This is a genomic window from Kribbella sp. CWNU-51 (assembly GCF_054073265.1).
In genome coordinates, this window is record NZ_JBSXMZ010000011.1 from 145000 (window position 1) to 164633 (window position 19634).

The window sequence follows — 19634 nt, forward strand, 5'->3', positions numbered from 1 at the left end:
CATCACCGCGGCGAGCTTCCCTACGCCGGATCATGGGGGCTGGAGCGCGGCTGATCGGTGGATGTAGGTCCACCTGGAGTGTGGTCGCAGTACTCCTGATCCGGACGGCTTCTGCGGCGACGCTGGAAGCATGGCAACCATTGCTCCTGCGGGAGCCCCACTCACCGCTCGCTGGGCCACGTCCCTCTGGCTCGTCGCCGTGGGCGCGGGCGTCGCGGAGACTGTGGTCCAGGTGATCCACGCGTACGGCGATGGCGCTTCGACGTCGTCGCTCGCGAGTCAGATCGCCGTACGTGCGGTGATCTACGGCGCGCTGTTCGTGGTGATCGACCACTACTTCCGGCGTGGGGTGAGGTGGTCCCGCTATCTGGTGGCCGGCCTACTGGGCACGGTCGGGGTCGCGTCACTGGTGTCCGAACCGATCGGCTGGCTGATCCAGAACGGCGACCTGTCCACCGTCGACTGGTCCGCCACCTTCTTCACCATCGCCGTCCTCCGCTGGGTTCACCTCACCGCGGTCCTGACCGCCTTGGCCTTCACCCTTCATCCCCAGACCGCCCGCTGGTTCCACCGCTGACCCAAGCCGAAGGCCGGTCCCCCGATTTGGGAGACCGGCCCTCGGAACGCTTGTACTAGTGGCCCGGCTGCTGCTGGGGGCCGGGAAGCAACCCCCACTGCCCGGCCGAAGGCCGGATTTACTGGCCCGGCTGCGGCTGCTGCTTGGGGGCTGGGAAGGCGTTCAGGATGTCGATGACCGCGAAGGCGTTGATCGCCTTGCCTGCCTGGTCCTTCGACGGCGGGAGCTCGACCAGGACGCGGCTGCCGATCGGGATGCCGGCGAGACCGTCGAGCGCACCCGTCTGGCCGGACGGGCCGGGGCCCACCTGGAGCTGGTCGGTCGGCGCACCCGGCTGTGCGGGCTGGCCGTTGGCGGCGGGCTGACCGTCCCAGGTGCTGGCCTGCTTCTTACCGGTGTAGTCGTACACGACGTACCGGCCGATCAGCTGGCTGCCCTTCTCGATCGGCTTGCCCTTGCCGAGCGCGAACACGACCGGCTTGCCCGGCTTCGCCGGCGGCTTGGTGCCGGCCGCGACCGTCACCTTCGGCTCGGCGTTCAGCGGGCCGCTGACCGTGATCTTGGTCGGCGTCGACGGGGGAACCTCGCTCGCGTCCAGCGGAGTGTCGTTGGCGGACGCACCGACCAGATCGACGACGAAGATCAGCGTGTCGTCACCCTTGATGCCGGCCTGCTCGTTGCCGGTCGACTTGTAGCCCTTGTCGGAGGGGATGGACAGCATCACGCGGCTGCCGATCTTCTTCCCGACCAGGCCCTCGTCCCAGCCGGAGATGACCCCGCCGACCCCGATCGGGAACGACGACGGCGCACCGCGGTCGTAGGAGTTGTCGAAGACCTTGCCGTCGCGCCAGATCTGGCCGAGGTAGTTCGCGGTGAGCAGCTCACCCTTCTTGACCTCCGGCCCGTCGCCCTCCTTGAGCACCTCGGTCACCAGGGTCTTGTCCGGGTCACCTTCGCGGTGGGTGACGGTTGGCTTCTGACCGAAGTCCGAGGTCACCTTGACCCCGCCCGCCCCGAAATCGGACTTACCATCGGAGCCGCAGGCCACCAGGGACGCCCCCAGCGCCGCAACCGCGACCAGACTCAACAACTTGCGCACGAAACCAGCACCTCGATACATCCCGACGCGCTCCGCGCCGCTCGACTCAGGGGCAACAACGCCGCCCACCCTAGCCTGCACGTCCAACCGTGCCACCGGCCGCCCGAGTCACCGTTGCATCACACCACGTACAGTCACAGCGCTCAGAAGCCGACTGCGTTGTGCGGTGCACGGTCCGGTCGCAACAGAGTGTCCAGCAGGGCCTACACCCCCGGTGCGGTGTTCACCGATCCGCCCGGCGTGGGCCAACTCGCTCGCGCGGACCCCGCCGAGGTACAGCGAACCCAATTCGTTCACGCTCAGGCTGATGTCTGCTGGCTCCGCAGCCGGCGAGCAGGCAGCTCCCTCCGGCGACGCGTCCAACCGCCATCGCCCGGCGTTCCACCCGCACAGGTCGTCCGACACGTCCAGGATCAGCGAACCACTGGCGGCGTACGTGCGAGCCTCCAGTGCTTCTCGTACGTCGAGGATCCGCAGCCAGAGGTTGTCACGTGTCCGCGTGAGCTTCAGCGCCCTGGGATTGGTCAGCATCCAGCGCAGTGGTTCGTCGACCGGGCGCCTGGCAGCTACAACCCGCTTGGTGAGGTCGAAGTCGAGCAGTAGTCCCCACAACGCCCGGTAGGCATCCAAGGTGAGCGCTTCAAACGCCTCGACCTGCAGTACGCCGACCTGCTCAGGGTCCGGCGACCATGGCAGCCGGAACACCGCCGCACCATCGACATCACCACTGGGGTCGCGATGCACGAGGTGATGCGCCGGTCCGGAGCCGTCCGCGGGCAGACCACTCGTCGCGAGGCCGTCCCACTTGCCGGGCAGCGGACTGATCTCCCCCACTCGCACAGCCCGCACCTGCTCGTGCAAGATCGGCCAAACGCCGGCGGCGACCGAACCGTCCACCAACTCGAGTGAGCCCGGGTCAGCGAAGTCCGCACGGAAGACGGCGTCGGTACGACGAACCTCCCACCGGTGCTGGAACGTCGCCGGAGCGAACCCGTACCGGCCGTAGATCGTGCCCTCACTCGCACTCAGCCCGGCCAGGAACTCACCACGCTGCCGGCAGTCGTCCAGCATCGCGGTCATGATCTTCCGCAACAGCCCGCGCCGCCGGTACGTCGGCAGCATCGCGGTGGACGTGACACCGCCGAGCGGAACCTGGCGCCCGCCGGGCAGAGTGACCTGGACCGACACGATCGCCGACCCTCCGGCGATCTTGCCGTCCACGAATGCGGCCTGCGGACGGAACCAGTCGCTCTGCGCCTCGTCGACGTACCGGTCCAGCATCTCCTCGGTCGCGGGGACCTGCGGTGGCCAGGCAGCGTGACCGGCGTACCAGGCGGATGGTTCGGGCTCCTCCTGGGGCAGGCCGTTCACGTACGGCAGGACGCGCAGGTACTCCCTGGTCTCGGCCGGGGTGACCGGCCGGATCTCGATCGCCATGCGGATGTTCTACGCCGCAGCCGCCGACCGGACACGTGATTTAGCCGGCGACTACATGCTGGCGATGAGCTTTTCCACGCGCTCGTCGTGCGACTTGAACGGGTCCTTGCACAGCACGGTCCGCTGGGCCTGGTCGTTCAGCTTCAGGTGCACCCAGTCGACGGTGAAGTCGCGGCGGCGCTCCTGCGCGCGCTTGATGAACTCACCGCGCAGCCGGGCCCGCGTGGTCTGCGGCGGCACCGACTTCGCCTCGAAGACCCGCAGGTCGTCGACCACTCGGGTGACCGCGCCCTTGCGCTCGAGCAGGTAGTAGAGGCCGCGCGGCCGGTGGATGTCGTGGTACGCCAGGTCGAGCTGCGCGACCCGCGGGCTGGCCAGGCCGAGGTTGTTCTGCGAGCGGTAGCGCTCGATCAGCCGGTACTTGATCACCCAGTCGATCTCGCGCTCGATCCCGGTCAGGTCGCCGGACTCGATCGCCTTCAGCGTCCGCTCCCACAGCGACAGCGCCCGCTCGACCGCGGGCGTCCCGAGCTCGCGGCGGTCGACGAAGTCGCGCGCCTTGTTCAGGTACTCGCCCTGGATGTCGAGGGCGCTGGCTTCGCGCCCGTTGGCCAGCCGGACCTCGCGGCGACCGGTCATGTCGTGGCTGATCTCGCGGATCGCTCGGATCGGGTTGTCCAGGGTGAGGTCGCGCATCACGATGCCGGCCTCGATCATCCGCAGGACGAGATCGGTGCTGGCCACCTTCAGCAGCATCGTGGTCTCGGACATGTTCGAGTCGCCGACGATCACGTGCAGCCGGCGGAACCGCTCGGCGTCCGCGTGCGGCTCGTCGCGGGTGTTGATGATCGGACGGGACCGGGTGGTCGCGCTGGAGACGCCCTCCCAGATGTGCTCGGCGCGCTGGGACACGGAGTAGACCGCGCCGCGCGGCGTCTGCAGCACCTTGCCGGCGCCGCAGATCAGCTGCCGGGTGACCAGGAACGGGATCAGCACGTCGGCGAGCTTGGCGAAGTCGCCGTGCCGACTGACCAGGTAGTTCTCGTGGCAGCCGTAGCTGTTGCCGGCCGAGTCGGTGTTGTTCTTGAAGAGGTAGACGTCGCCGAAGATGCCCTCGTCGTGCAGCCGCTTCTGCGCGTCGACCAGCAGACCCTCGAGGATCCGCTCACCGGCCTTGTCGTGCGCGATCAGGTCGGTGACCGAGTCGCACTCACCGGTCGCGTACTCCGGGTGGGAGCCCACGTCGAGGTAGAGCCGGGCCCCGTTGCGGAGGAAGACGTTGCTGCTCCGCCCCCAGGACACAACCCGCCGAAACAGGTACCGCGCCACCTCATCGGGGGTCAGTCGGCGCTGACCGCGAAAGGTACAGGTGACGCCGTACTCGTTCTCCAGACCGAAGATTCGCCGGTTCACATCACCCACACTACGGCGCTGCTCCGACAACCGGGCCATGTCTCAGGCGCGCCGTACCCCGGTGTTACCCCATTGATGCGACCGGAGGCGCCGAACACCAGGCCCTTGAGCCCTAACCTTTCGCCTGTGATCGGCATCGAGCTGGATATGTTGACGACGAAGATGCGGACCGCGGGAGCACTGCTCGGAGCAGCCTTGCTGACGGCCACACTGCTGCCCGGACCGGCGCAGGCGGGCGCTGTGCGAGCGACCGCGGCTTGTTCGCTCAGCCTCGGCGCAGTGACGGTCCCGGGCGATCACAAGTTCCAGAAGATCACCGCGACCTCGCCCGTCACGACGACGCAGCCGACCGTCGGCCCGAAGGGCCTCTTCCCGATCGACCAGGTCCGGCTCGCGAGCGCGGTCGGCCTGGAACCGGACCCGCCGGCCGGCCTGCGGCGCAGCGGCTACGTCACCATCGTCAACGATCTGTACGGGTTCGACTACGTGATCGACCAGACCACCGGAGAGCTCGACCCCGCCTCGAACAAGCGATGGCGGGTCGGCGGCGGCTGGACTCCCGAGTTCACGTACTTCGAGGAGTCGAGGTACTCCGGACGCACCAACACCTATGCGCTGCACGGCGGCGTTATCAGCCGGTGGACCGTGGACCAGCACGTGTGGCGCAACAAAGCGACGTACGCCGGCTACTCCGCGGTGAAGACGATGGCTCTGATCAGCCAGACCCGGACGTACGACACGTTCCTGGCCAACACCCGCGGAGGCGCGCTCTACACGATCCGGATCCCGCTGTCCGGCGCACCGGTCGTGATGCAGGTCCGCGCGTCGACCTGGCAGGCCTTCGACACTCTCATCGCGGAGAAGTGCGGCAACCAGAGCACTCTGCTGCTCGGCATCGACAAGGACACCCGGACGGCCTACCTGTACGCCGTCGGCCACGCCAACGGCACCGCGACAGTCATCAAGGGCCTGGGCCAGGCAGGCAGCACCTTCGCCGCCTTCTCCGACAAGACCTACTTCCGCCACTACGCCGGCGGCTCAGAAGCCCCATCGCTGTACGGCGATTAACCACCGGCGGCCCGTGCTGTGCGGGCCGTGCTAGTGGTGCGCCCAGCAAGGTCGGCGAGGTATCCGGAGTGACCACCACCCCGAAGCAGTCCCCGGCGGCCAGGTCCGGGGTTCACCCCTGATCTGGACCCTTCACCCCCGGTATGCGGTGGGGAGAACGGTGCAGTTGCGAGGTTCTCCCCGGAAGTTGACCCGAGTGGGAAGCCAGGTGCGGTAACGACCTGAACGTTCTTGGCGAGGCATCAGAGGTCGACGATGTCGAGGAGTTGGCCTAGTTCTTTGGGGTCCAGGGGGCGGAGCTCGCCGGTGTGGAGGTTGCCGCGGCGGACGGGGCCGATGGCGGTGCGGGTGAGGCGTTTGACCGGGTGCCCGATGGCGTCGAACATCCGGCGGACGATGCGGTTGCGGCCCTCGTGCAGGCTGATCTGGATCAGGGTGCGGCCGCGGATGCTGGAGATCACCTTCACGGTGTCGGCTTGGGCCGGGCCGTCGTCGAGTTGTACACCGTCGAGGAGTCTGCGGAGCACTCCGGGCTTGACGTTGCCTTCGACTTCGGCGACGTACGTCTTGGAGACCTCGTACGACGGATGCGCGAGGCGGTGGGCGAATTCGCCGTGGTTGGTGAGTAGCAGCAGGCCTTCGGTGTCGGTGTCGAGGCGGCCGATGTGGAACAGGCGCTCCGGCCGATCCTGCACGTAGTCCGCGATGCACGGCCGGCCTTCTGGGTCCGACATCGTCGTGACCACGCCACGCGGCTTGTTCAGTACGAGGTACACGTGGGCGCTGACCGGCGGGATCCGCTCCCCGTCCACCCGGATGACCGAAGCCTCAGGATCCACCCGCACCCCGAACTCGGTCACCACCACCCCGTCGACCTCGACCCGCCCCTGCTCGATCAGCAGTTCGGCATTCCGCCGACTGGCCACCCCCGCCTGAGCCAAAACCTTCTGCAACCGAATCCCGGTCTCATCCCCCATCCCGCACACCCAAATCCGCCGCCTCACGCCCGACCATCCGCCCACCCACGTCGCCGCCCGGCGCCGACTCATCCTCGTCCACCGACTCTGCGTCGTCGGAAGGCGTCAGCTCAGCCTCATCCACCGACTCCGCGTCCTCGGTAGGCGTCAGCTCGGCCTGATCTGCCGGCTCCGCTTCGTCGGTGGGCTCGGTGGTGCTCAGATCCCCGTCGATGCCGGTCTCCACGTCGTCGGCCGGTGTCGGCTCGGCGTCGTCGGGGTCGACCTCGCGGTCGATGGGCTCGGCGGTGGTGAGATCGCCGTCGATGCCGGTGTCGGGGTCGTCCAGGTCGTCCGCGGCAGGTTCGTCGGCGGGCGTCGTACCGGACTCCTGCGCGGCAGCTCGGTCGGCGGACGCCGTGCCGGACCAGTCCGTGGGTTCGACTTCCTCAGCCGGCTTGTCGGCGTCGGCTGATGACTGCCGTTCGTCGGCGGCCGGCTCGAGGTCGTCGTCGGGTTCGGTGGTGTTCAGGTCTGCGTCGATGCTGACGGCCGGCGACACTTCCACGTCGGCATCGGCGGGAGACGGCGTACGCGACTCGTCGTCTGCGTCCGGCGACGAAGCGGGCTCCGGAGTGGGTGGAAGGGTTTGGGCGGCCAGTTCGTCCTCGATGTCGTCCATGTCGGGGAGGTAGGGGGCCAGCTCGGGGAGGTCGTCGAGGGACTGCATGCCCATGCGTTCCAGGAAGTACGAGGTGGTGCGGTAGAGGGTCGCCTGGGATTCGGTGTCGGCGCCGGCTTCTTCGACCAGGCCTCGGGCTACTAGGGTTCGGACGACGCCGTCCACGTTCACGCCGCGGATGGCGGAGACGCGGGCACGACTGACCGGTTGCTTGTACGCGACCACGGCGAGGGTTTCGAGGGCGGCTTGGGTCAGGCGCGCCTGTTGGCCGTCCAGGACGAAGCGCTCGACGTACGGCGCTGCCTCGACGCGGGTGTAGTAGCGCCAGCCGCCACCCACCTCCCGCAGGTCGAATCCTCGGCCCTGCTCGTTGTACTCCTCGGCCAGCGTCGCCAGCGCCGCGGACACATCTCCCGTCGGGCGACCGACCGCACGGGCCAGCGTCAGCACGGGCAGCGGCTCGTCCGTCACCATCAGGATCGCCTCGAGCGCCCGGCGCATGGTGTCGTCGTCGATCACCACCTCGTCGCCGACCGGCACCTCCGTCTGCCCCGGCGGCAGGTAGTCCTCATCCCCCACCACGTCATCACCCCGTACGACGTCCTCCGCGGAAGCAGCCGGGTTGCCCGGAGAGGACGCACCGGCTTGGGGAGGATTGCTGCCCGATTCGGGGGCAATAACCTCCCCAACCTCCCCGGGCTCTGCCGGCGAGGTGGCGTCCTCCGTATCCGGGGCCGCGTGGTTGGTGGGCTCGGGTTCTACGTCCGCAAGCTGGGCGGTGGGGGTTGCTGTGAGCGGGGCGGCGTTCTCGGTGACGAGGGTCTCGGGGGTGGTCGGGGTCGGTTCGGTCACTGGTTTGCCGTCTCGGTGGGGTCTTCGGCCGGGTGGGGGGCGGGGTCGTCTTCTTCAGTGAGGGATTCGCCGGGCTCCAGGAAGGTGGTTTCGTCGGAGACCACGGGGGCCTCGCCGTCCTCGGGCTCGGGTTTGGTTTCCTCGTCGAACTCGTCGGAGACGTCGATCTCGCCCTCGTCGGTGCCTGTCCAGCGGATGGTCAGTTCGCCCAACGGCGTCACCTGGTCGAAGCTGACGGCCGATTCGCGAAAGAGCTCCAGCAAGGCAAGGAAGCGGCACACCGTCGTCACGGTGTCCGGCGAATCCGCCACCAGCGCGCGGAACGTCGTACTGCGTTGGCGCCGCAGCCGGTCCACGATCACCACGGCCTGTTCGCGGACCGTCACCGTCGGCGCGTGCAGGTGGGCGAGCGACACACCTTCGGGTACGTCGGTCTTCGGCGCCAGCGCACGTGCTGCCAGCGCGGCCAGTCCGGCCGGGTCGATCCCGAGCAGCACCTCCGGCAACAGCTCCGCGAACCGGGGCTCCATCCCGACGGCCCGCGGGAAGCGCCGGGCCTCCAGCGCCATCCGCTCCTGCGCCAGCGCCGCGATCTGCTTGAAGGCGCGGTACTGCAGCAGTCGCGCAAACAACAGATCCCGCGCCTCCAGCAGCGCGAGGTCCTCGTCGTCCTCGACCTCGCCCTTCGGCAGCAGCCGAGCGGCCTTGAGGTCCAGCAAGGTCGCCGCGATCAGCAGGAACTCCGACGTCTGGTCCAGGTCCCACTGCGGCCCGAGGGCCTTGATGTGGGCGATGAAGTCGTCCGTGATCACCGAGAGGGCGATCTCGGTGATGTCGAGCTTGTGCTTGCTGATCAGCTGCAGGAGCAGGTCGAACGGTCCCTCGAAGTTGACCAGGTGGACGCTGAACCCCTTGCCCTCAGCAACAGTCGACCCACCGTCGGTGGAGGGCAGGTCCAAGGGCAGCGAGTCCGAGGACACGGTCACTCCGGGCCCTTGAGCTCCGCGGCCTTGAGCCGCCGTACCAGCACCGAGTCCGGCCCGTGGTCGACGAAGTCGGCCAGCAGGACGTCGATCGCCTCGCGGACGATCCGGCCGCGGTCGGCCATCAACCCGTGCTCGGCACGCAGCGCGAGTCTGGTCTGTTCCAGGCCGAGCAGCTCCTCCTCCGTCACGTACACGGTGATCTTCGTGTCGTGCCGGACCCGACCGCTGGACTTGCGGTCGTCGACGACGGCTGTGCGCGCGCGGACTCCGCCCGGCGCCGGGCCGTCAGTGGTGGTGCGCTTCTCGGGTCTGGTCTGCTTCGGTGCCGCACCCCCGAAGAGTTCACTGGCACCTGGCAGGCTCACCCGGCGGGACAACGCGCCAGCACCTCCTTGGCAAGGTCGCGGTACTGGGTAGCCGCTTGGGACGAGGGGGCGTAGGTCGTGATCGGTTCGCCGACGACCGTGGTCTCGGGGAACTTGACGGTACGCCGGATGACAGTGTGGAACACGCGCTCGTCGAAGGCCTGGACGACCCGGTCGAGCACCTCACGGGCGTGCGTCGTACGCCCGTCGAACATGGTCCCGAGGATGCCGACGATCTCCAGCTTCGGGTTCAGCCGGTCCTGCACCTTGCCGATCGTGTCGGTCAGCATGGCCAGCCCGCGGAGCGCGAAGAACTCACACTCCAGCGGTACGACGATGCCGTTCGACGCGGTCAGCGCGTTCACGGTGAGCAGGCCGAGCGACGGCGCGCAGTCGATCAGGATCACGTCGTAGTTCGGGACGATCGGCTCGAGCACCCGCTGCAGGGTGTACTCGCGGGCGACCTCCTGGACCAGCTGCACCTCGGCCGCGGACAGGTCGATGTTGGCCGGGAGCAGATCGAGGTTCTCCACCCGGGTCGGACGGATCACCTCGTCCGGGGTGATGTCGCGCTGCATCAGCAGGTTGTAGACCGACAGCTCCAGGTCGTGCGGCTGCACGCCGAGGCCGATCGAGGCCGAGCCCTGCGGGTCGAAGTCGATCAGCAGCACCTTGCGGCCGGTCTCGGCGATCGCCGCGCCGAGGTTGATCGTGGTGGTGGTCTTGCCGACGCCACCCTTCTGGTTGCACATCGCGATCACCTGCGCCGGACCGGTCTTCGTCGGCCGCTGCGGCATTGGCAGGTCGGGCACCGGCCGGCCGGTCGGTCCGATCTTGTTCCTCGGACCGTGCGCGTCATTCACAGGTGCGATGTCCTCCGCGGTGAGCTTGGCCGTCGGCCTCGGCATCTCCGCATAGTTGTCGGGTGGGGTCAGGTTCCGCTGCGGCTGCGCCGGGCGCGGAGAGGTGGTGCTGTTCGGTTGTGCCTCGTTCGGTTGCGCTGCCGCCGGTTGCGTCGGGGCCGCGTGCCTGCCTGCCGGCGGCTCGTGGCCGTAGGAGGTGGACTGGTACGGCGCAGCGCCCGCCTGAGCGACCGTCGGCGCTATCGGTCGGGCCGGGGTCGGCAGGTGCTCGGTGCCCGGGAATGTCGACTCGTTCATGACTCGTCAAACCTTTCAACCGATACGGGCGATCCCAGCGACTGTAAGCGTGCATTCAAGCACTCTCAACCAGCCACTCCGCACCGGGGTGGGGCTGTTTGTCGACAAAGCTCCGGACCCGGCCGATCACCGCGTCCGGATGACCAACCGTAGTCAGATGATCGCACACCGTCCCCGGATCGGTCGCATCGGGTCTACCGTTTCACGAGCCGCTCGTACGACGCGAACCCCTGGCCAGTCCGGGGAGGGTTTTACCCCCGTAAAGGGACATTTCCCTCCCCAGTCCACCCCGGCCCCCACCAACAACCCCACAGGCAGAGCCCGCCGTGCCCATACATCACTCCACCGGATCACACCCACACATCAGCAGGAGAGCCGGAGATCCCATCAAATGGCGGGCAGGTGTGGGGGCGGGCGGGCTGGGGTTGGTCAGGTGGACAGCGCACGCGGGTGTGACGTTGCGTAGACCTCGCGGAGTTTGTCGACGGTGATCAGGGTGTAGACCTGGGTGGTCGTGACGGAGGCGTGGCCCAGGAGCTCCTGGACCACGCGGACGTCGGCACCGCCGTCCAGTAGATGTGTCGCGAAGGAGTGCCGCAGTGTGTGCGGTGAGATCTCTTTCGGGATCCCCGCGCGCTGTGCGGCCCGGCGCAGTACCGTCCACGCGCTCTGCCGCGACAGTCGACCGCCCCGCGCGTTGAGGAACAGCGCCGGCGTGCCGTGCCCTCGCCGTACCAAGTCTGGACGGCCGCGGACCTGGTACGCCGACAACGCCTCGCGGGCGTAGGACCCGACCGGGACGACGCGTTCCTTACTGCCTTTGCCCCGCAGCAGGACCGCACCGGCCTCAAGGTCGATGTCGTCCACGTCCAGCCCGACCGCCTCGGAGATGCGGGCACCGGTGCCGTAGAGAAACTCCAGCAGCGCAGCGTCCCGGGTGGCCAGCACGGCGGGCTCCGCCTCCGCCCCGGCGGCAGCGGCAAGGATGCGTGTCACCTCGTCCACAGACAGTGCCTTCGGCAACCGTTGCGGCGGCGCCGGCGGCTTGACCGCGGCCGCGGGATCCACCGCGGTCAGCCCTTCCCGCAAACAGAACCGATGGAATCCGCGGACGGCGACCACAGTCCGGCCCGCACTGGATGCGGTGAGTGGCGGATGGTCGGCGTCGCCCTCCCGCAACCGCATCAGGAAGTCGCTCACCACGGCCTCCGTGATCCGGCCGAGGTCGTCGATCCCGGCGTCCGCGAGGTAGTCGCCGTACCGGCGCAGGTCACGCCGGTACGACGCCAGGGTGTTCGCAGCCAGGCCGCGCTCCACCGTCAGGTGGTCAAGGTACGCGCCGACCGCCCGGGCGATGCTCAGACCAGCACCTCGTCGAGCTTCCGCTGGGGCAGGTTGTGCGCGTCGGCGACCGGGCCGTAGGTGACGTGGCCGTCGAACGTGTTCAGGCCGAGCGCCAGGCTGTGGTCCAGCTTCAGGGCCTCCCGCCAGCCCAGGTTCGCCAGCTCGATCGCGTACGGCAGGGTCACGTTGGTGAGTGCGTACGTCGAGGTGTTCGGCACCGCGCCGGGCATGTTCGCGACGCAGTAGAACAGCGAGTCGTGCACCTTGTACACCGGGTCGGCGTGCGTGGTCGGGTGCGAGTCCTCGAAGCAGCCGCCCTGGTCGATCGCGATGTCGACGAGCACGCTGCCCGGCTTCATCCGCCGCACCATGTCGTTGGTGACGATCTTCGGCGCCTTCGCGCCCGGCACCAGCACCGCGCCGATGACCAGGTCCGCCTCGAGCACCGCGCGCTCGATCTCGTACGAGTTCGCGGCGATCGTCAGCAGGTGACCGTGGTAGATCCGGTCGGCCTCGCGCAGCCGCGCGATGTTGCGGTCGAACAGCTGCACCTGCGCCTGCATGCCGAGCGCGATCGCGGCCGCGTTCATCCCGGCGACGCCCGCGCCGATGATCACCACGCGGGCCGGGTGCACGCCGGAGACGCCACCCATCAGCACACCGCGGCCACCGCCGTTGCGCATCAGGTGGTAGGCGCCGGCCTGCGGGGCGAGCCGGCCGGCCACCTCGCTCATCGGGGCCAGCAGTGGCAGCGATCCGTCCGGAAGCTGGACCGTCTCGTAGGCGATCCCGGTGATACCCGACGTCAGCAGCGCCTCGGTGGTCTCGGCGCTGGCCGCCAGGTGCAGATAGGTGAACAGGACCTGGTCCTTGCGCATCCGGTGGTACTCCTCGGCCACCGGCTCCTTCACCTTGAGCACCAGCTCAGCGTCCGCCCAGACGTCGTCCGCCGTCGGCACGATCCGCGCCCCGGCCGCGACGAACTCGTCATCGGGGATCAGCGAACCGTCCCCCGCGCCTTGCTCGATCAGAACCTCGTGCCCGGCGCGCGCGAACTCGTGCACGCCGGACGGGGTGATCGCCACCCGATACTCGTGGTTCTTGACTTCCTTCGGAACTCCGACCTTCACAACTCGCCCTTCTTTCACAATCCAGGTGTGCGGCCCACGTCGTTGTGTCCGCGGCCCGGCGTGAGGGGTGATGCCAGGTCGCTGCCGAGTGTAAGCCCGCAAGGTTCATACCAGCTGAACGGATGGTCTGATCGCTGCACGACGCGCGGAACACCCCCCGGCGGTTCGGTTACACTCTTGTAAGACGCGGTGGCAGTCCGTGACGTTTACACCGGAATCCCTTACCCCGCAGGCTTTGCGCAATCTTGACGCAATCTCTACTTCTGTCTTAACCCCAGTTTTGCACTGCCCCGAAGGGCGACGGTCCGTGCTCTTCCAGTACCCGCATTTCAATCGCTTCGAGGAAGGTTCTGACATGGACGCTGAGATCGCCCTCCCGGGCGGCAACGTCGGTGGCGCGGTCCGGGTCGGCGACACCGTACGGCGCGCGACCGGCGCGTGGACGCCGGCAGTTCACAGCCTGCTCAACTACTTGGCGGACGCCGGCCTGACCGGCCTCCCGCGGGTGCTCGGGTTCGACGACCAGGGCCGCGAGATCCTCGATTACCTCCCGGGTACGTCGTACGGCCCCGAAGTACCCGACGACGTGCTCGCGGACGCGATGCGCTGGCTGGCCGAGTACCACCGGGTCGTGGCGTCGTACCGGCCGAAGGGTGAGATCGTCTGGCGGACCAGCCGGGGCGAACTCGCCGCCGATCAGATCATCTGCATGCACGACTACGGGTACTACAACTGGATCGGCACCGAGTCCGGCTTCAGCGGCGTGATCGACTGGGACATGGCCGGCCCGGGCGTCCCCCTGGACGACATCGCCTTCACTGCGTGGAACACGGTCCCCCTCGCGATGCCGATGGATCCCGCCTACCAGGCCGCGCGGCTGCGCCTGATGGCCGACGCGTACGGCGGTGACGTGTTCACGCCACTGCAGATCCTCGAGGGCGCTCCGATCCGGGCGCAACGATCGGCGCGCGTCATCCGCGCCGGGCAGGTCGCGGGCGATCCCGGCATGCTCAATCTGGCCACGGTCGGCGAGCCCGAGCGCACCGAGCGTCGATTGACCGACCTGCGGCGCCGCGTTTCGGAGATCGCCGCCCACCTCTGACGTGACAGCGATCATTGACGGCCCCTCCAGCCGGTCAGGGATGCTTGGAATGGAGCCCGCCCGCTCCCAGTTGCACCCTGAGTAGGACGACGAGAGGAGTACGGCGTGGCGGTCGAACTGGGACGGTACGGGGTCTGGCACGGACCCCAGCACTGGGGTCCGGAACTGGCGGCGGGGCTGGAGCAGGCCGGGTACGGAGCGTTGTGGCTGGGTGCCTCCCCGGAGGCCGATCTGCGCGATGCGGAAGTGTTGCTGGCGTCAACGAAGTCCGTTGCCGTCGGCACCAGCATCGTGAACATGTGGAAGACGCCGGCGGCCGACGTGGCGGCGTCGTACCACCGGCTGGAGGACGACTACCCGGGCCGGTTCCTGCTCGGGGTCGGCATCGGTCACCCGGAGCGCACCGGCGCGTACCGGTCGCCGTACCAGACCATCGTCAGCTACCTCGACGACCTGGACGACGCGAAGGTCCCGGTCGACCGGCGGGCGCTGGCCGCGCTCGGCCCGAAGGTGCTGCAGCTCGCGGCGACCCGGACCGCGGGCGCGCTGCCGTACCTGACGACGCCCGAGCACACCCGGGAAGCACGCCGTACGCTCGGCGGCGGTGTGCTGCTGGCGCCGGAGCAGAAGGTCGTGCTGGAGACCGACCCGGAGATCGCGCGCTCGACCGGTCGCGACTATCTGGCGTCGTACCTGCAGCTCAGCAACTACGTCTCGAACCTCGAGCGCCTGGGGTTCACCGACGAGGACATCGCCGACGGCGGCAGCGACCGGCTGGTCGACGCGCTCGTGCTGCACGGCACGGCGGTCGAGATCGCGGCGGGTCTGAAGGCCCACCTGGACGCGGGTGCGGACCACGTCGTAATCCAGCAACTGGGCCGGGAAGGAATCGACCTGCTGCCCGGGTACGAGGCCCTGGCGACCGTTCTCCGGTAGGGGGTTTCGGAGCCGTCCGACGACGCGCCTGTTCGCCGGACGGCTCCCCTTGATTCCCGGCCAGAACGGGCGCCGTACGGCAGATGTGATCCCGGGCCGGCCGCTTCAGCGCTGAAGCGTGAAGTCGGCGAAGTCGAAGCCGGGCGACACCACGCACGACACCAGCACGGCCGCGCCTCCGGCCGGCCGTGCCGCCTGCCATGCGCCGGCCGGGATCACCACCTGAGGTTGTTGCCCCGTCGCCACATCCGGCCCGAGAGTGACCGCCTCGGCCACGTCCGGTGTCTCGCCGTACTCCAGCGTCAGCGGGCCACCGGAGTGCCACAGCCAGATCTCCGCCGACCGGACGCGATGCCATTGCGACTCCTCTCCCGGTCCCAACAGGAAGTAGATCGCGGTAGCACTGGCCCGGGCGCCGCCGTACCCCGGCGGCTCGAACTCCACCGCCGATCGCCACGTCTCCCGGAACCACCCGCCTTCCGGATGTGGCTCGAGGTCCAGCAACGTCGCCAACTCCGGCTTGTCCATGACGCCATTCTCGGACTTACCCCGGGTCGCCGAGCAGCGCTCGCAATGTGGCCTTGTCGGCCGGGTCGAGGGCCCGGACGAAGCGGTGCAGGATCTCCAGGCGATCCGAGCCCTGGCCCAGTGCGGTCCGCATCTGCTCAGCCGCGAACTCCGCGGCGCCCTTGGTCGGGCGGTAGCGAGCGCGGCACCCGGCCTGCACCCGGGCGACCAGGCTCTTCCGGCCGAGCCTGGTCAGGATGGTGTGCACCGTGTTGTAGGCCAAGTTGCCGGCCATCGCGGCCTGCACCTCGACGGGAGACAGCGGTCTCTCGGCGGCCCACAGTGCGGCGAGCACTTCGCTCTCGAGTTCACCGGCGCCGCGTCGCGCCGGCGAGCCGGTCCGTGTGTCCACGCTCTCTTTGTACCGGCGGATTCCGCCGGCCCCCTGCCCCGGAGGGGTGAGCGGACGGGTGAGCCGAAGATCAACCTTGTGCACTTGTGAAACGGCTCGGAGACTCGGAGCACCCCAGCCCCGAACCCGCGAGGTGCACCATGCAAACCTTGTTGAGCGAAGTCGAAGGTCGCCATGCCGCGCTGCTGACGCTGCTGCGGACAGCCGCCCACCGCGGGTCGCCGGCCCAGCCCGGCGAGACGCGGATGAACACCGACAGATTCCTCGCCCAAGCCAGCCGGCACACGGCCGCCGCGACCTGGATCCTGCTTCCGCCGGTCGCGCGGCATCTCCCGGCCGGGCGGGCCGAGGTGCGCGACCACCTGCGCGCGATCCGGCGGCTGGAACGGACGCTGGTACGGGCGAAGGCCAAGGAGTACGGCCAGGCCCAGACGATCCAGGTGCCGTGGCCCTCGGTGTGGTCCGGCGTCCACAACCACCTCGGGCGGACCATCGCCGCCGAGCGGCGGCTCGCCGCGATGCTCGGGGAGCACCTCGACTCCGACGACGAGGCTCGCGTGCGGGAAAGGTTCACGCGAGCCGTCGCCGCCGCGCCGACGCGTCCCCACCCGCACCTGCCCCACACCGGCTTTCCGGGCCACGTCGCACGGACGCTGTGCGCGAAGCTCGACGCGCTCTGGGACGAGGTGGAGGGCAGGGTCACGTCGGTGGCCTACTGAGCGTCGCTCGCTGCCAGGAACACACTGCTGCCGAAGATGTCGTCCGCGGTCAGCGTGATGAGATCCTCCTTGCGCAGCGGGCGTCTCAGCTCGACCAGCCGCCGGGCCTGGCGGAGCCGGCACCGCTCGATCGCGTTGCGCACACTGCGAGCGTTGGAGAAGCGCGGCCGCTGCATCCGCCGGGTCAGGTACTCCGAGAAGGCGGCCTGGGCTGCGTCGTCGAAGCGGAAGTTCTCCGACGTCAGCATCAGATCGGCGATCTGGACGAGCTCCGTGTGGTCGTAGTCCTCGAACTCGATGTGATGCGGCACCCGCGAGCTCAGGCCGGGGTTGGCCGAGAAGAAGGTGGCCATCCGGTCCGGGTAGCCGGCGAAGATGACGACCAGGTCACCTCGCTCGTTCTCCATCTCGGTCAGCAGGATCTCGATCACCTCCTGCCCGTAGTCCCGTTCGTTGTCGGGCCGGAACAGGTAGTAGGCCTCGTCGATGAACAGCACCCCGCCGGCGGCCCGCGCGATCGCCTCCTTGGTCTTCGGCGCGGTGTGCCCGATGAACTGGCCGACGAGGTCGTCGCGGGTGACGGTGTGTACGCGCGGCGCACGGATGTACCCGAGTGCGTGCAGGATCGCGGCCATCCGGAGCGCCACCGTCGTCTTGCCGGTCCCGGGCCCGCCGGTGAAGCTCATGTGCAGCGTCGGCCGGGACGACGTCAGTCCGAACTGACGTCGCGCCCGGTCCACCAGGAGCAGCGACGCGATCTCGCGCACCCGGCGCTTGACCGAGGCCAGTCCGACGAGCTCGGCCTCGAGGGCGGCCAGGGTCTCCTCGACCCTGGCCACTGCCTCGTCGACGGACAGGTCGAGCTCGGCATCGTCCGTCAGCAGTACCGATTCCACCGCCTCAGTGCTCACTTCCTCAGGCGAGGTGCCGGCGGTGCGGGGGAACCCGAAGCCGGTCATCTGTTACCCGTCCCCGTAGCGCGCTCCGGCCGGTCGCGTCGTGGCGTACGACGAGATGGCGTAGCGCTGGGTCCGGTCCGGCCCCTCGACCCGGGAGAGCAGGAAGCCGGGCTCCTCGGCGGGCCGCTGCACGAGGAACTGCATGGCGGTCGTCTGACGCCCGAGGCTCGCGTCGTACGCGAGGACCCGGACGTAGTGGTTCGGGTACGTCGCCCGGCACTCGTTGATCTGGGCAAGGACCCCGTCAGGCTCGGCGAGGTCGAACATCGGCAGGCCCCACATCTCCCAGTAGACGTTGCGTGGGTGCGGGTCGTCGGTGTACTCCACCGAGACCGGCCAGCCGTGCCGCAGGGCGTAGCGGATCTGGTCGGCGATCTCGTCGTCGGTGAGGTCGGGCAGGTAGGAGAAGGTCCCGTGGCGCAGTTGCATGGTGATGCTCCTCGAGTCGGTGCGTATCGGGCTAGACGGAGGCTGTCGCCGTCGGGACGACGTCGGGGGCGTCCGTGCTGGTGTAGTCGAAGGTGACGTCACCCCAGGTGGACAACGCGGCCTCGAGCGGGGCGCAGGACTTGGCGGCGACCCGCAGGACATCAGGCCCTTCGCGGAGCAGGTCGCGACCCTCGTTGCGTGCCTTGACCATGGCCTCGAGCGCGACCCGGTTGGCCTCGGCGCCGGCCGCGATCCCGAACGGGTGGCCGATCGTGCCGCCGCCGAACTGCAGGATCACGTCGTCGGAGAACAGGTCGAGCAGCTGGTGCATCTGCCCGGCGTGGATCCCGCCGGAGGCGACCGGCAGCACGCCCGGCATCGAGGCCCAGTCCTGGTCGAAGAAGATCCCGTTCTCCGGGTTCCTCGCGACGTGGTCCTCCCGCAGCGTGTCGTAGAAACCGCGGGTCGTGGCCGGATCGCCCTCGAGCTTGCCCACCACGGTGCCGGCGTGGACGTGGTCGACACCCATCAGCCGGCACCACTTCGAGATCACCCGGAAGCTCACCCCGTGCGTCTTCTGCCGGGTGTACGTCGAGTGCCCCGCGCGGTGCAGGTGCAGCAGTACGCCGTTCTGCCGGGCCCAGTGCGCCATCGACTGGATCGCGGTGTAGCCGATGGTCAGGTCGATCATCACGACGACGCTGCCCAGCTCCTTGGCGAACTCGGCCCGGTTGTACATCTCCTCCATCGTCCCGGCGGTGACATTGAGGTAGTGGCCCTTGATCTCACCGGTCTCGGCCACCGCCTTGTTCACGCCCTCCATCGCGTAGAGGAAGCGGTCCCGCCAGCGCATGAACGGCTGCGAGTTGATGTTCTCGTCGTCCTTGGTGAAGTCCAGGCCGCCGCGGCAGGCCTCGTAGACGACCCGGCCGTAGTTGCGGGCGGACAGCCCGAGCTTCGGCTTGATGGTTGCTCCGAGCAACGGACGCCCGTACTTGTTCAGCATCTCGCGTTCCATCACGATCCCGTGCGCGGGGCCCTGGAACGTCTTGACGTACGCGACCGGGATCCGCAGGTCCTCGAGCCGCAGTGCCTTCAGCGGCTTGAAGCCGAACACGTTGCCGATGATCGAGGAGGTGAGGTTGGCGATCGATCCCTCCTCGAACAGGTCGATGTCGTAGGCGATGTAGGCGAAGTACTCGCCGGGTCGCCCAGGCACTTCCTCCACCTTGTAGGCCTTGGCCTGGTAGTGGCTGTTCGCGGTCAGCCGGTCCGTCCAGACCACCGTCCAGGTCGCGGTCGAGGACTCGCCGGCCACGGCGGCCGCCGCCTCGATCGGCTCGACGCCGTCCTGCGGCGCCACCCGGAAGACGGCCAGTACGTCGGTCTCCTTGGGCTCGTAGTCGGGGTTCCAGTAGCCCATCCCGGCGTAGCTCTGCACCCCCGGGTCCCAGCGCTCCTTGGCCTTCGCGCCGTTCTCGGTCGTCGTCATCGGCTGCTC

General features: G+C 68.8%; 20 protein-coding genes. 5 read left to right on the plus strand and 15 right to left on the minus strand.

All coding sequences use genetic code 11. The features are described from left to right. Positions 1–130 precede the first annotated feature (130 nt). On the plus strand, positions 131–577 hold the full coding sequence (locus ACXC9Q_RS16340; protein ID WP_457057353.1) for a hypothetical protein: 447 nt from the start codon (positions 131–133) through the stop codon (positions 575–577). A gap of 118 nt (positions 578–695) precedes the next feature. Here the strand turns inward: ACXC9Q_RS16340 and ACXC9Q_RS16345 are convergent, their stop codons facing one another. The 3 genes from ACXC9Q_RS16345 to pafA form a co-directional block, all read right to left on the minus strand. Beyond that, the gene (locus ACXC9Q_RS16345; RefSeq protein ID WP_457057354.1) at positions 696–1676 is read right to left on the minus strand and encodes an FKBP-type peptidyl-prolyl cis-trans isomerase; all 981 of its coding nucleotides are present in this window, start codon (positions 1674–1676) and stop codon (positions 696–698) included. Positions 1677–1784: 108 nt separating this feature from the next. Beyond that, positions 1785–3113, minus strand: coding sequence for a GNAT family N-acetyltransferase (locus ACXC9Q_RS16350; RefSeq protein ID WP_457057355.1), 1329 nt, complete (start codon positions 3111–3113; stop codon positions 1785–1787). A 51-nt stretch (positions 3114–3164) separates the two neighbouring features. After that, positions 3165–4526 (minus strand): Pup--protein ligase, encoded by a 1362-nt coding sequence (gene pafA, locus ACXC9Q_RS16355; RefSeq protein ID WP_457057356.1) that lies wholly within the window; start codon positions 4524–4526, stop codon positions 3165–3167. Between the two features lie 126 nt (positions 4527–4652). Between pafA and ACXC9Q_RS16360 the strand changes: the two genes are divergently transcribed. Continuing rightward, positions 4653–5594 carry a hypothetical protein gene (locus ACXC9Q_RS16360; protein WP_457057357.1) on the plus strand — a complete coding sequence of 314 codons (942 nt, stop codon included), beginning with the start codon at positions 4653–4655 and terminating at the stop codon, positions 5592–5594. Between the two features lie 242 nt (positions 5595–5836). Here the strand turns inward: ACXC9Q_RS16360 and ACXC9Q_RS16365 are convergent, their stop codons facing one another. The 7 genes from ACXC9Q_RS16365 to ald all read right to left on the minus strand — a co-directional run bounded on the left by ACXC9Q_RS16365 (position 5837) and on the right by ald (position 13069). Then, positions 5837–6571, minus strand: coding sequence for a pseudouridine synthase (locus ACXC9Q_RS16365; RefSeq protein ID WP_457057358.1), 735 nt, complete (start codon positions 6569–6571; stop codon positions 5837–5839). Then, positions 6561–8084 carry an SMC-Scp complex subunit ScpB gene (gene scpB, locus ACXC9Q_RS16370; protein ID WP_457057359.1) on the minus strand — a complete coding sequence of 508 codons (1524 nt, stop codon included), beginning with the start codon at positions 8082–8084 and terminating at the stop codon, positions 6561–6563. Before scpB ends, ACXC9Q_RS16365 begins: the two co-directional genes overlap by 11 nt. Continuing rightward, positions 8081–9064 carry a segregation and condensation protein A gene (locus ACXC9Q_RS16375; RefSeq protein ID WP_457057429.1) on the minus strand — a complete coding sequence of 328 codons (984 nt, stop codon included), beginning with the start codon at positions 9062–9064 and terminating at the stop codon, positions 8081–8083. The genes scpB and ACXC9Q_RS16375 overlap by 4 nt, the downstream gene beginning before the upstream one ends. A 2-nt stretch (positions 9065–9066) precedes the next feature. Then, positions 9067–9447: a hypothetical protein gene (locus ACXC9Q_RS16380; RefSeq protein ID WP_328519013.1), complete on the minus strand. Its 381-nt coding sequence runs from the start codon at positions 9445–9447 to the stop codon at positions 9067–9069. Beyond that, a complete protein-coding gene (locus ACXC9Q_RS16385; RefSeq protein ID WP_328519012.1) occupies positions 9432–10343 on the minus strand; it encodes a ParA family protein in 912 nt (303 codons plus the stop codon). The genes ACXC9Q_RS16380 and ACXC9Q_RS16385 overlap by 16 nt, the downstream gene beginning before the upstream one ends. A 681-nt stretch (positions 10344–11024) precedes the next feature. Beyond that, on the minus strand, positions 11025–11957 hold the full coding sequence (gene xerD, locus ACXC9Q_RS16390; protein WP_457057430.1) for a site-specific tyrosine recombinase XerD: 933 nt from the start codon (positions 11955–11957) through the stop codon (positions 11025–11027). Further along, the gene (ald, locus tag ACXC9Q_RS16395) at positions 11954–13069 is read right to left on the minus strand and encodes an alanine dehydrogenase (RefSeq protein WP_457057360.1); all 1116 of its coding nucleotides are present in this window, start codon (positions 13067–13069) and stop codon (positions 11954–11956) included. Before ald ends, xerD begins: the two co-directional genes overlap by 4 nt. Before the next feature lie 355 nt (positions 13070–13424). Between ald and ACXC9Q_RS16400 the strand changes: the two genes are divergently transcribed. After that, complete coding sequence (locus ACXC9Q_RS16400) at positions 13425–14171, plus strand: phosphotransferase (protein ID WP_457057361.1); 747 nt, start codon at positions 13425–13427, stop codon at positions 14169–14171. Positions 14172–14276: 105 nt separating this feature from the next. Then, positions 14277–15107: an LLM class F420-dependent oxidoreductase gene (locus ACXC9Q_RS16405; protein ID WP_457057362.1), complete on the plus strand. Its 831-nt coding sequence runs from the start codon at positions 14277–14279 to the stop codon at positions 15105–15107. 105 nt (positions 15108–15212) lie between these two features. Here the strand turns inward: ACXC9Q_RS16405 and ACXC9Q_RS16410 are convergent, their stop codons facing one another. Both ACXC9Q_RS16410 and ACXC9Q_RS16415 read right to left on the minus strand, forming a co-directional pair. Beyond that, entirely contained in the window at positions 15213–15635 is a 423-nt protein-coding gene (locus ACXC9Q_RS16410) for a cupin domain-containing protein (RefSeq protein ID WP_457057363.1), read from the minus strand. A gap of 16 nt (positions 15636–15651) precedes the next feature. Next, entirely contained in the window at positions 15652–16026 is a 375-nt protein-coding gene (locus tag ACXC9Q_RS16415; protein ID WP_457057364.1) for a BlaI/MecI/CopY family transcriptional regulator, read from the minus strand. Between the two features lie 140 nt (positions 16027–16166). Here ACXC9Q_RS16415 and ACXC9Q_RS16420 point away from each other — a divergent pair, with 140 nt between their 5' ends. Then, positions 16167–16745, plus strand: coding sequence for a hypothetical protein (locus ACXC9Q_RS16420; protein WP_457057365.1), 579 nt, complete (start codon positions 16167–16169; stop codon positions 16743–16745). Here ACXC9Q_RS16420 and ACXC9Q_RS16425 read toward each other — a convergent pair. From ACXC9Q_RS16425 to ACXC9Q_RS16435, 3 genes are read right to left on the minus strand one after another with little or no spacing between them, the layout of a single operon-like run. After that, the gene (locus ACXC9Q_RS16425; protein WP_457057366.1) at positions 16739–17656 is read right to left on the minus strand and encodes an AAA family ATPase; all 918 of its coding nucleotides are present in this window, start codon (positions 17654–17656) and stop codon (positions 16739–16741) included. The genes ACXC9Q_RS16420 and ACXC9Q_RS16425 overlap by 7 nt on opposite strands. A 51-nt stretch (positions 17657–17707) precedes the next feature. Then, positions 17708–18133, minus strand: a complete 426-nt coding sequence (locus tag ACXC9Q_RS16430) for a ribulose bisphosphate carboxylase small subunit (RefSeq protein WP_328519001.1) — start codon at positions 18131–18133, stop codon at positions 17708–17710. A 31-nt stretch (positions 18134–18164) separates the two neighbouring features. Further along, positions 18165–19625, minus strand: a complete 1461-nt coding sequence (locus tag ACXC9Q_RS16435; RefSeq protein ID WP_457057367.1) for a form I ribulose bisphosphate carboxylase large subunit — start codon at positions 19623–19625, stop codon at positions 18165–18167. Positions 19626–19634: the final 9 nt, after the last annotated feature.

Excerpts from the sequence above, each read along its gene's own strand:
- ACXC9Q_RS16340 (WP_457057353.1), top strand. The coding sequence starts at position 131 with ATGGCAACCATTGCTCCTGCGGGAGCCCCACTCACCGCTCGCTGGGCC.
- ACXC9Q_RS16350 (WP_457057355.1), bottom strand. The coding sequence starts at position 3,113 with ATGGCGATCGAGATCCGGCCGGTCACCCCGGCCGAGACCAGGGAGTAC.
- ACXC9Q_RS16365 (WP_457057358.1), bottom strand. The coding sequence starts at position 6,571 with ATGGGGGATGAGACCGGGATTCGGTTGCAGAAGGTTTTGGCTCAGGCG.
- ACXC9Q_RS16385 (WP_328519012.1), bottom strand. The coding sequence starts at position 10,343 with ATGCCGAGGCCGACGGCCAAGCTCACCGCGGAGGACATCGCACCTGTG.
- ACXC9Q_RS16400 (WP_457057361.1), top strand. The coding sequence starts at position 13,425 with ATGGACGCTGAGATCGCCCTCCCGGGCGGCAACGTCGGTGGCGCGGTC.
- ACXC9Q_RS16410 (WP_457057363.1), bottom strand. The coding sequence starts at position 15,635 with ATGGACAAGCCGGAGTTGGCGACGTTGCTGGACCTCGAGCCACATCCG.
- ACXC9Q_RS16420 (WP_457057365.1), top strand. The coding sequence starts at position 16,167 with ATGCAAACCTTGTTGAGCGAAGTCGAAGGTCGCCATGCCGCGCTGCTG.
- ACXC9Q_RS16430 (WP_328519001.1), bottom strand. The coding sequence starts at position 18,133 with ATGCAACTGCGCCACGGGACCTTCTCCTACCTGCCCGACCTCACCGAC.
- ACXC9Q_RS16435 (WP_457057367.1), bottom strand. The coding sequence starts at position 19,625 with ATGACGACGACCGAGAACGGCGCGAAGGCCAAGGAGCGCTGGGACCCG.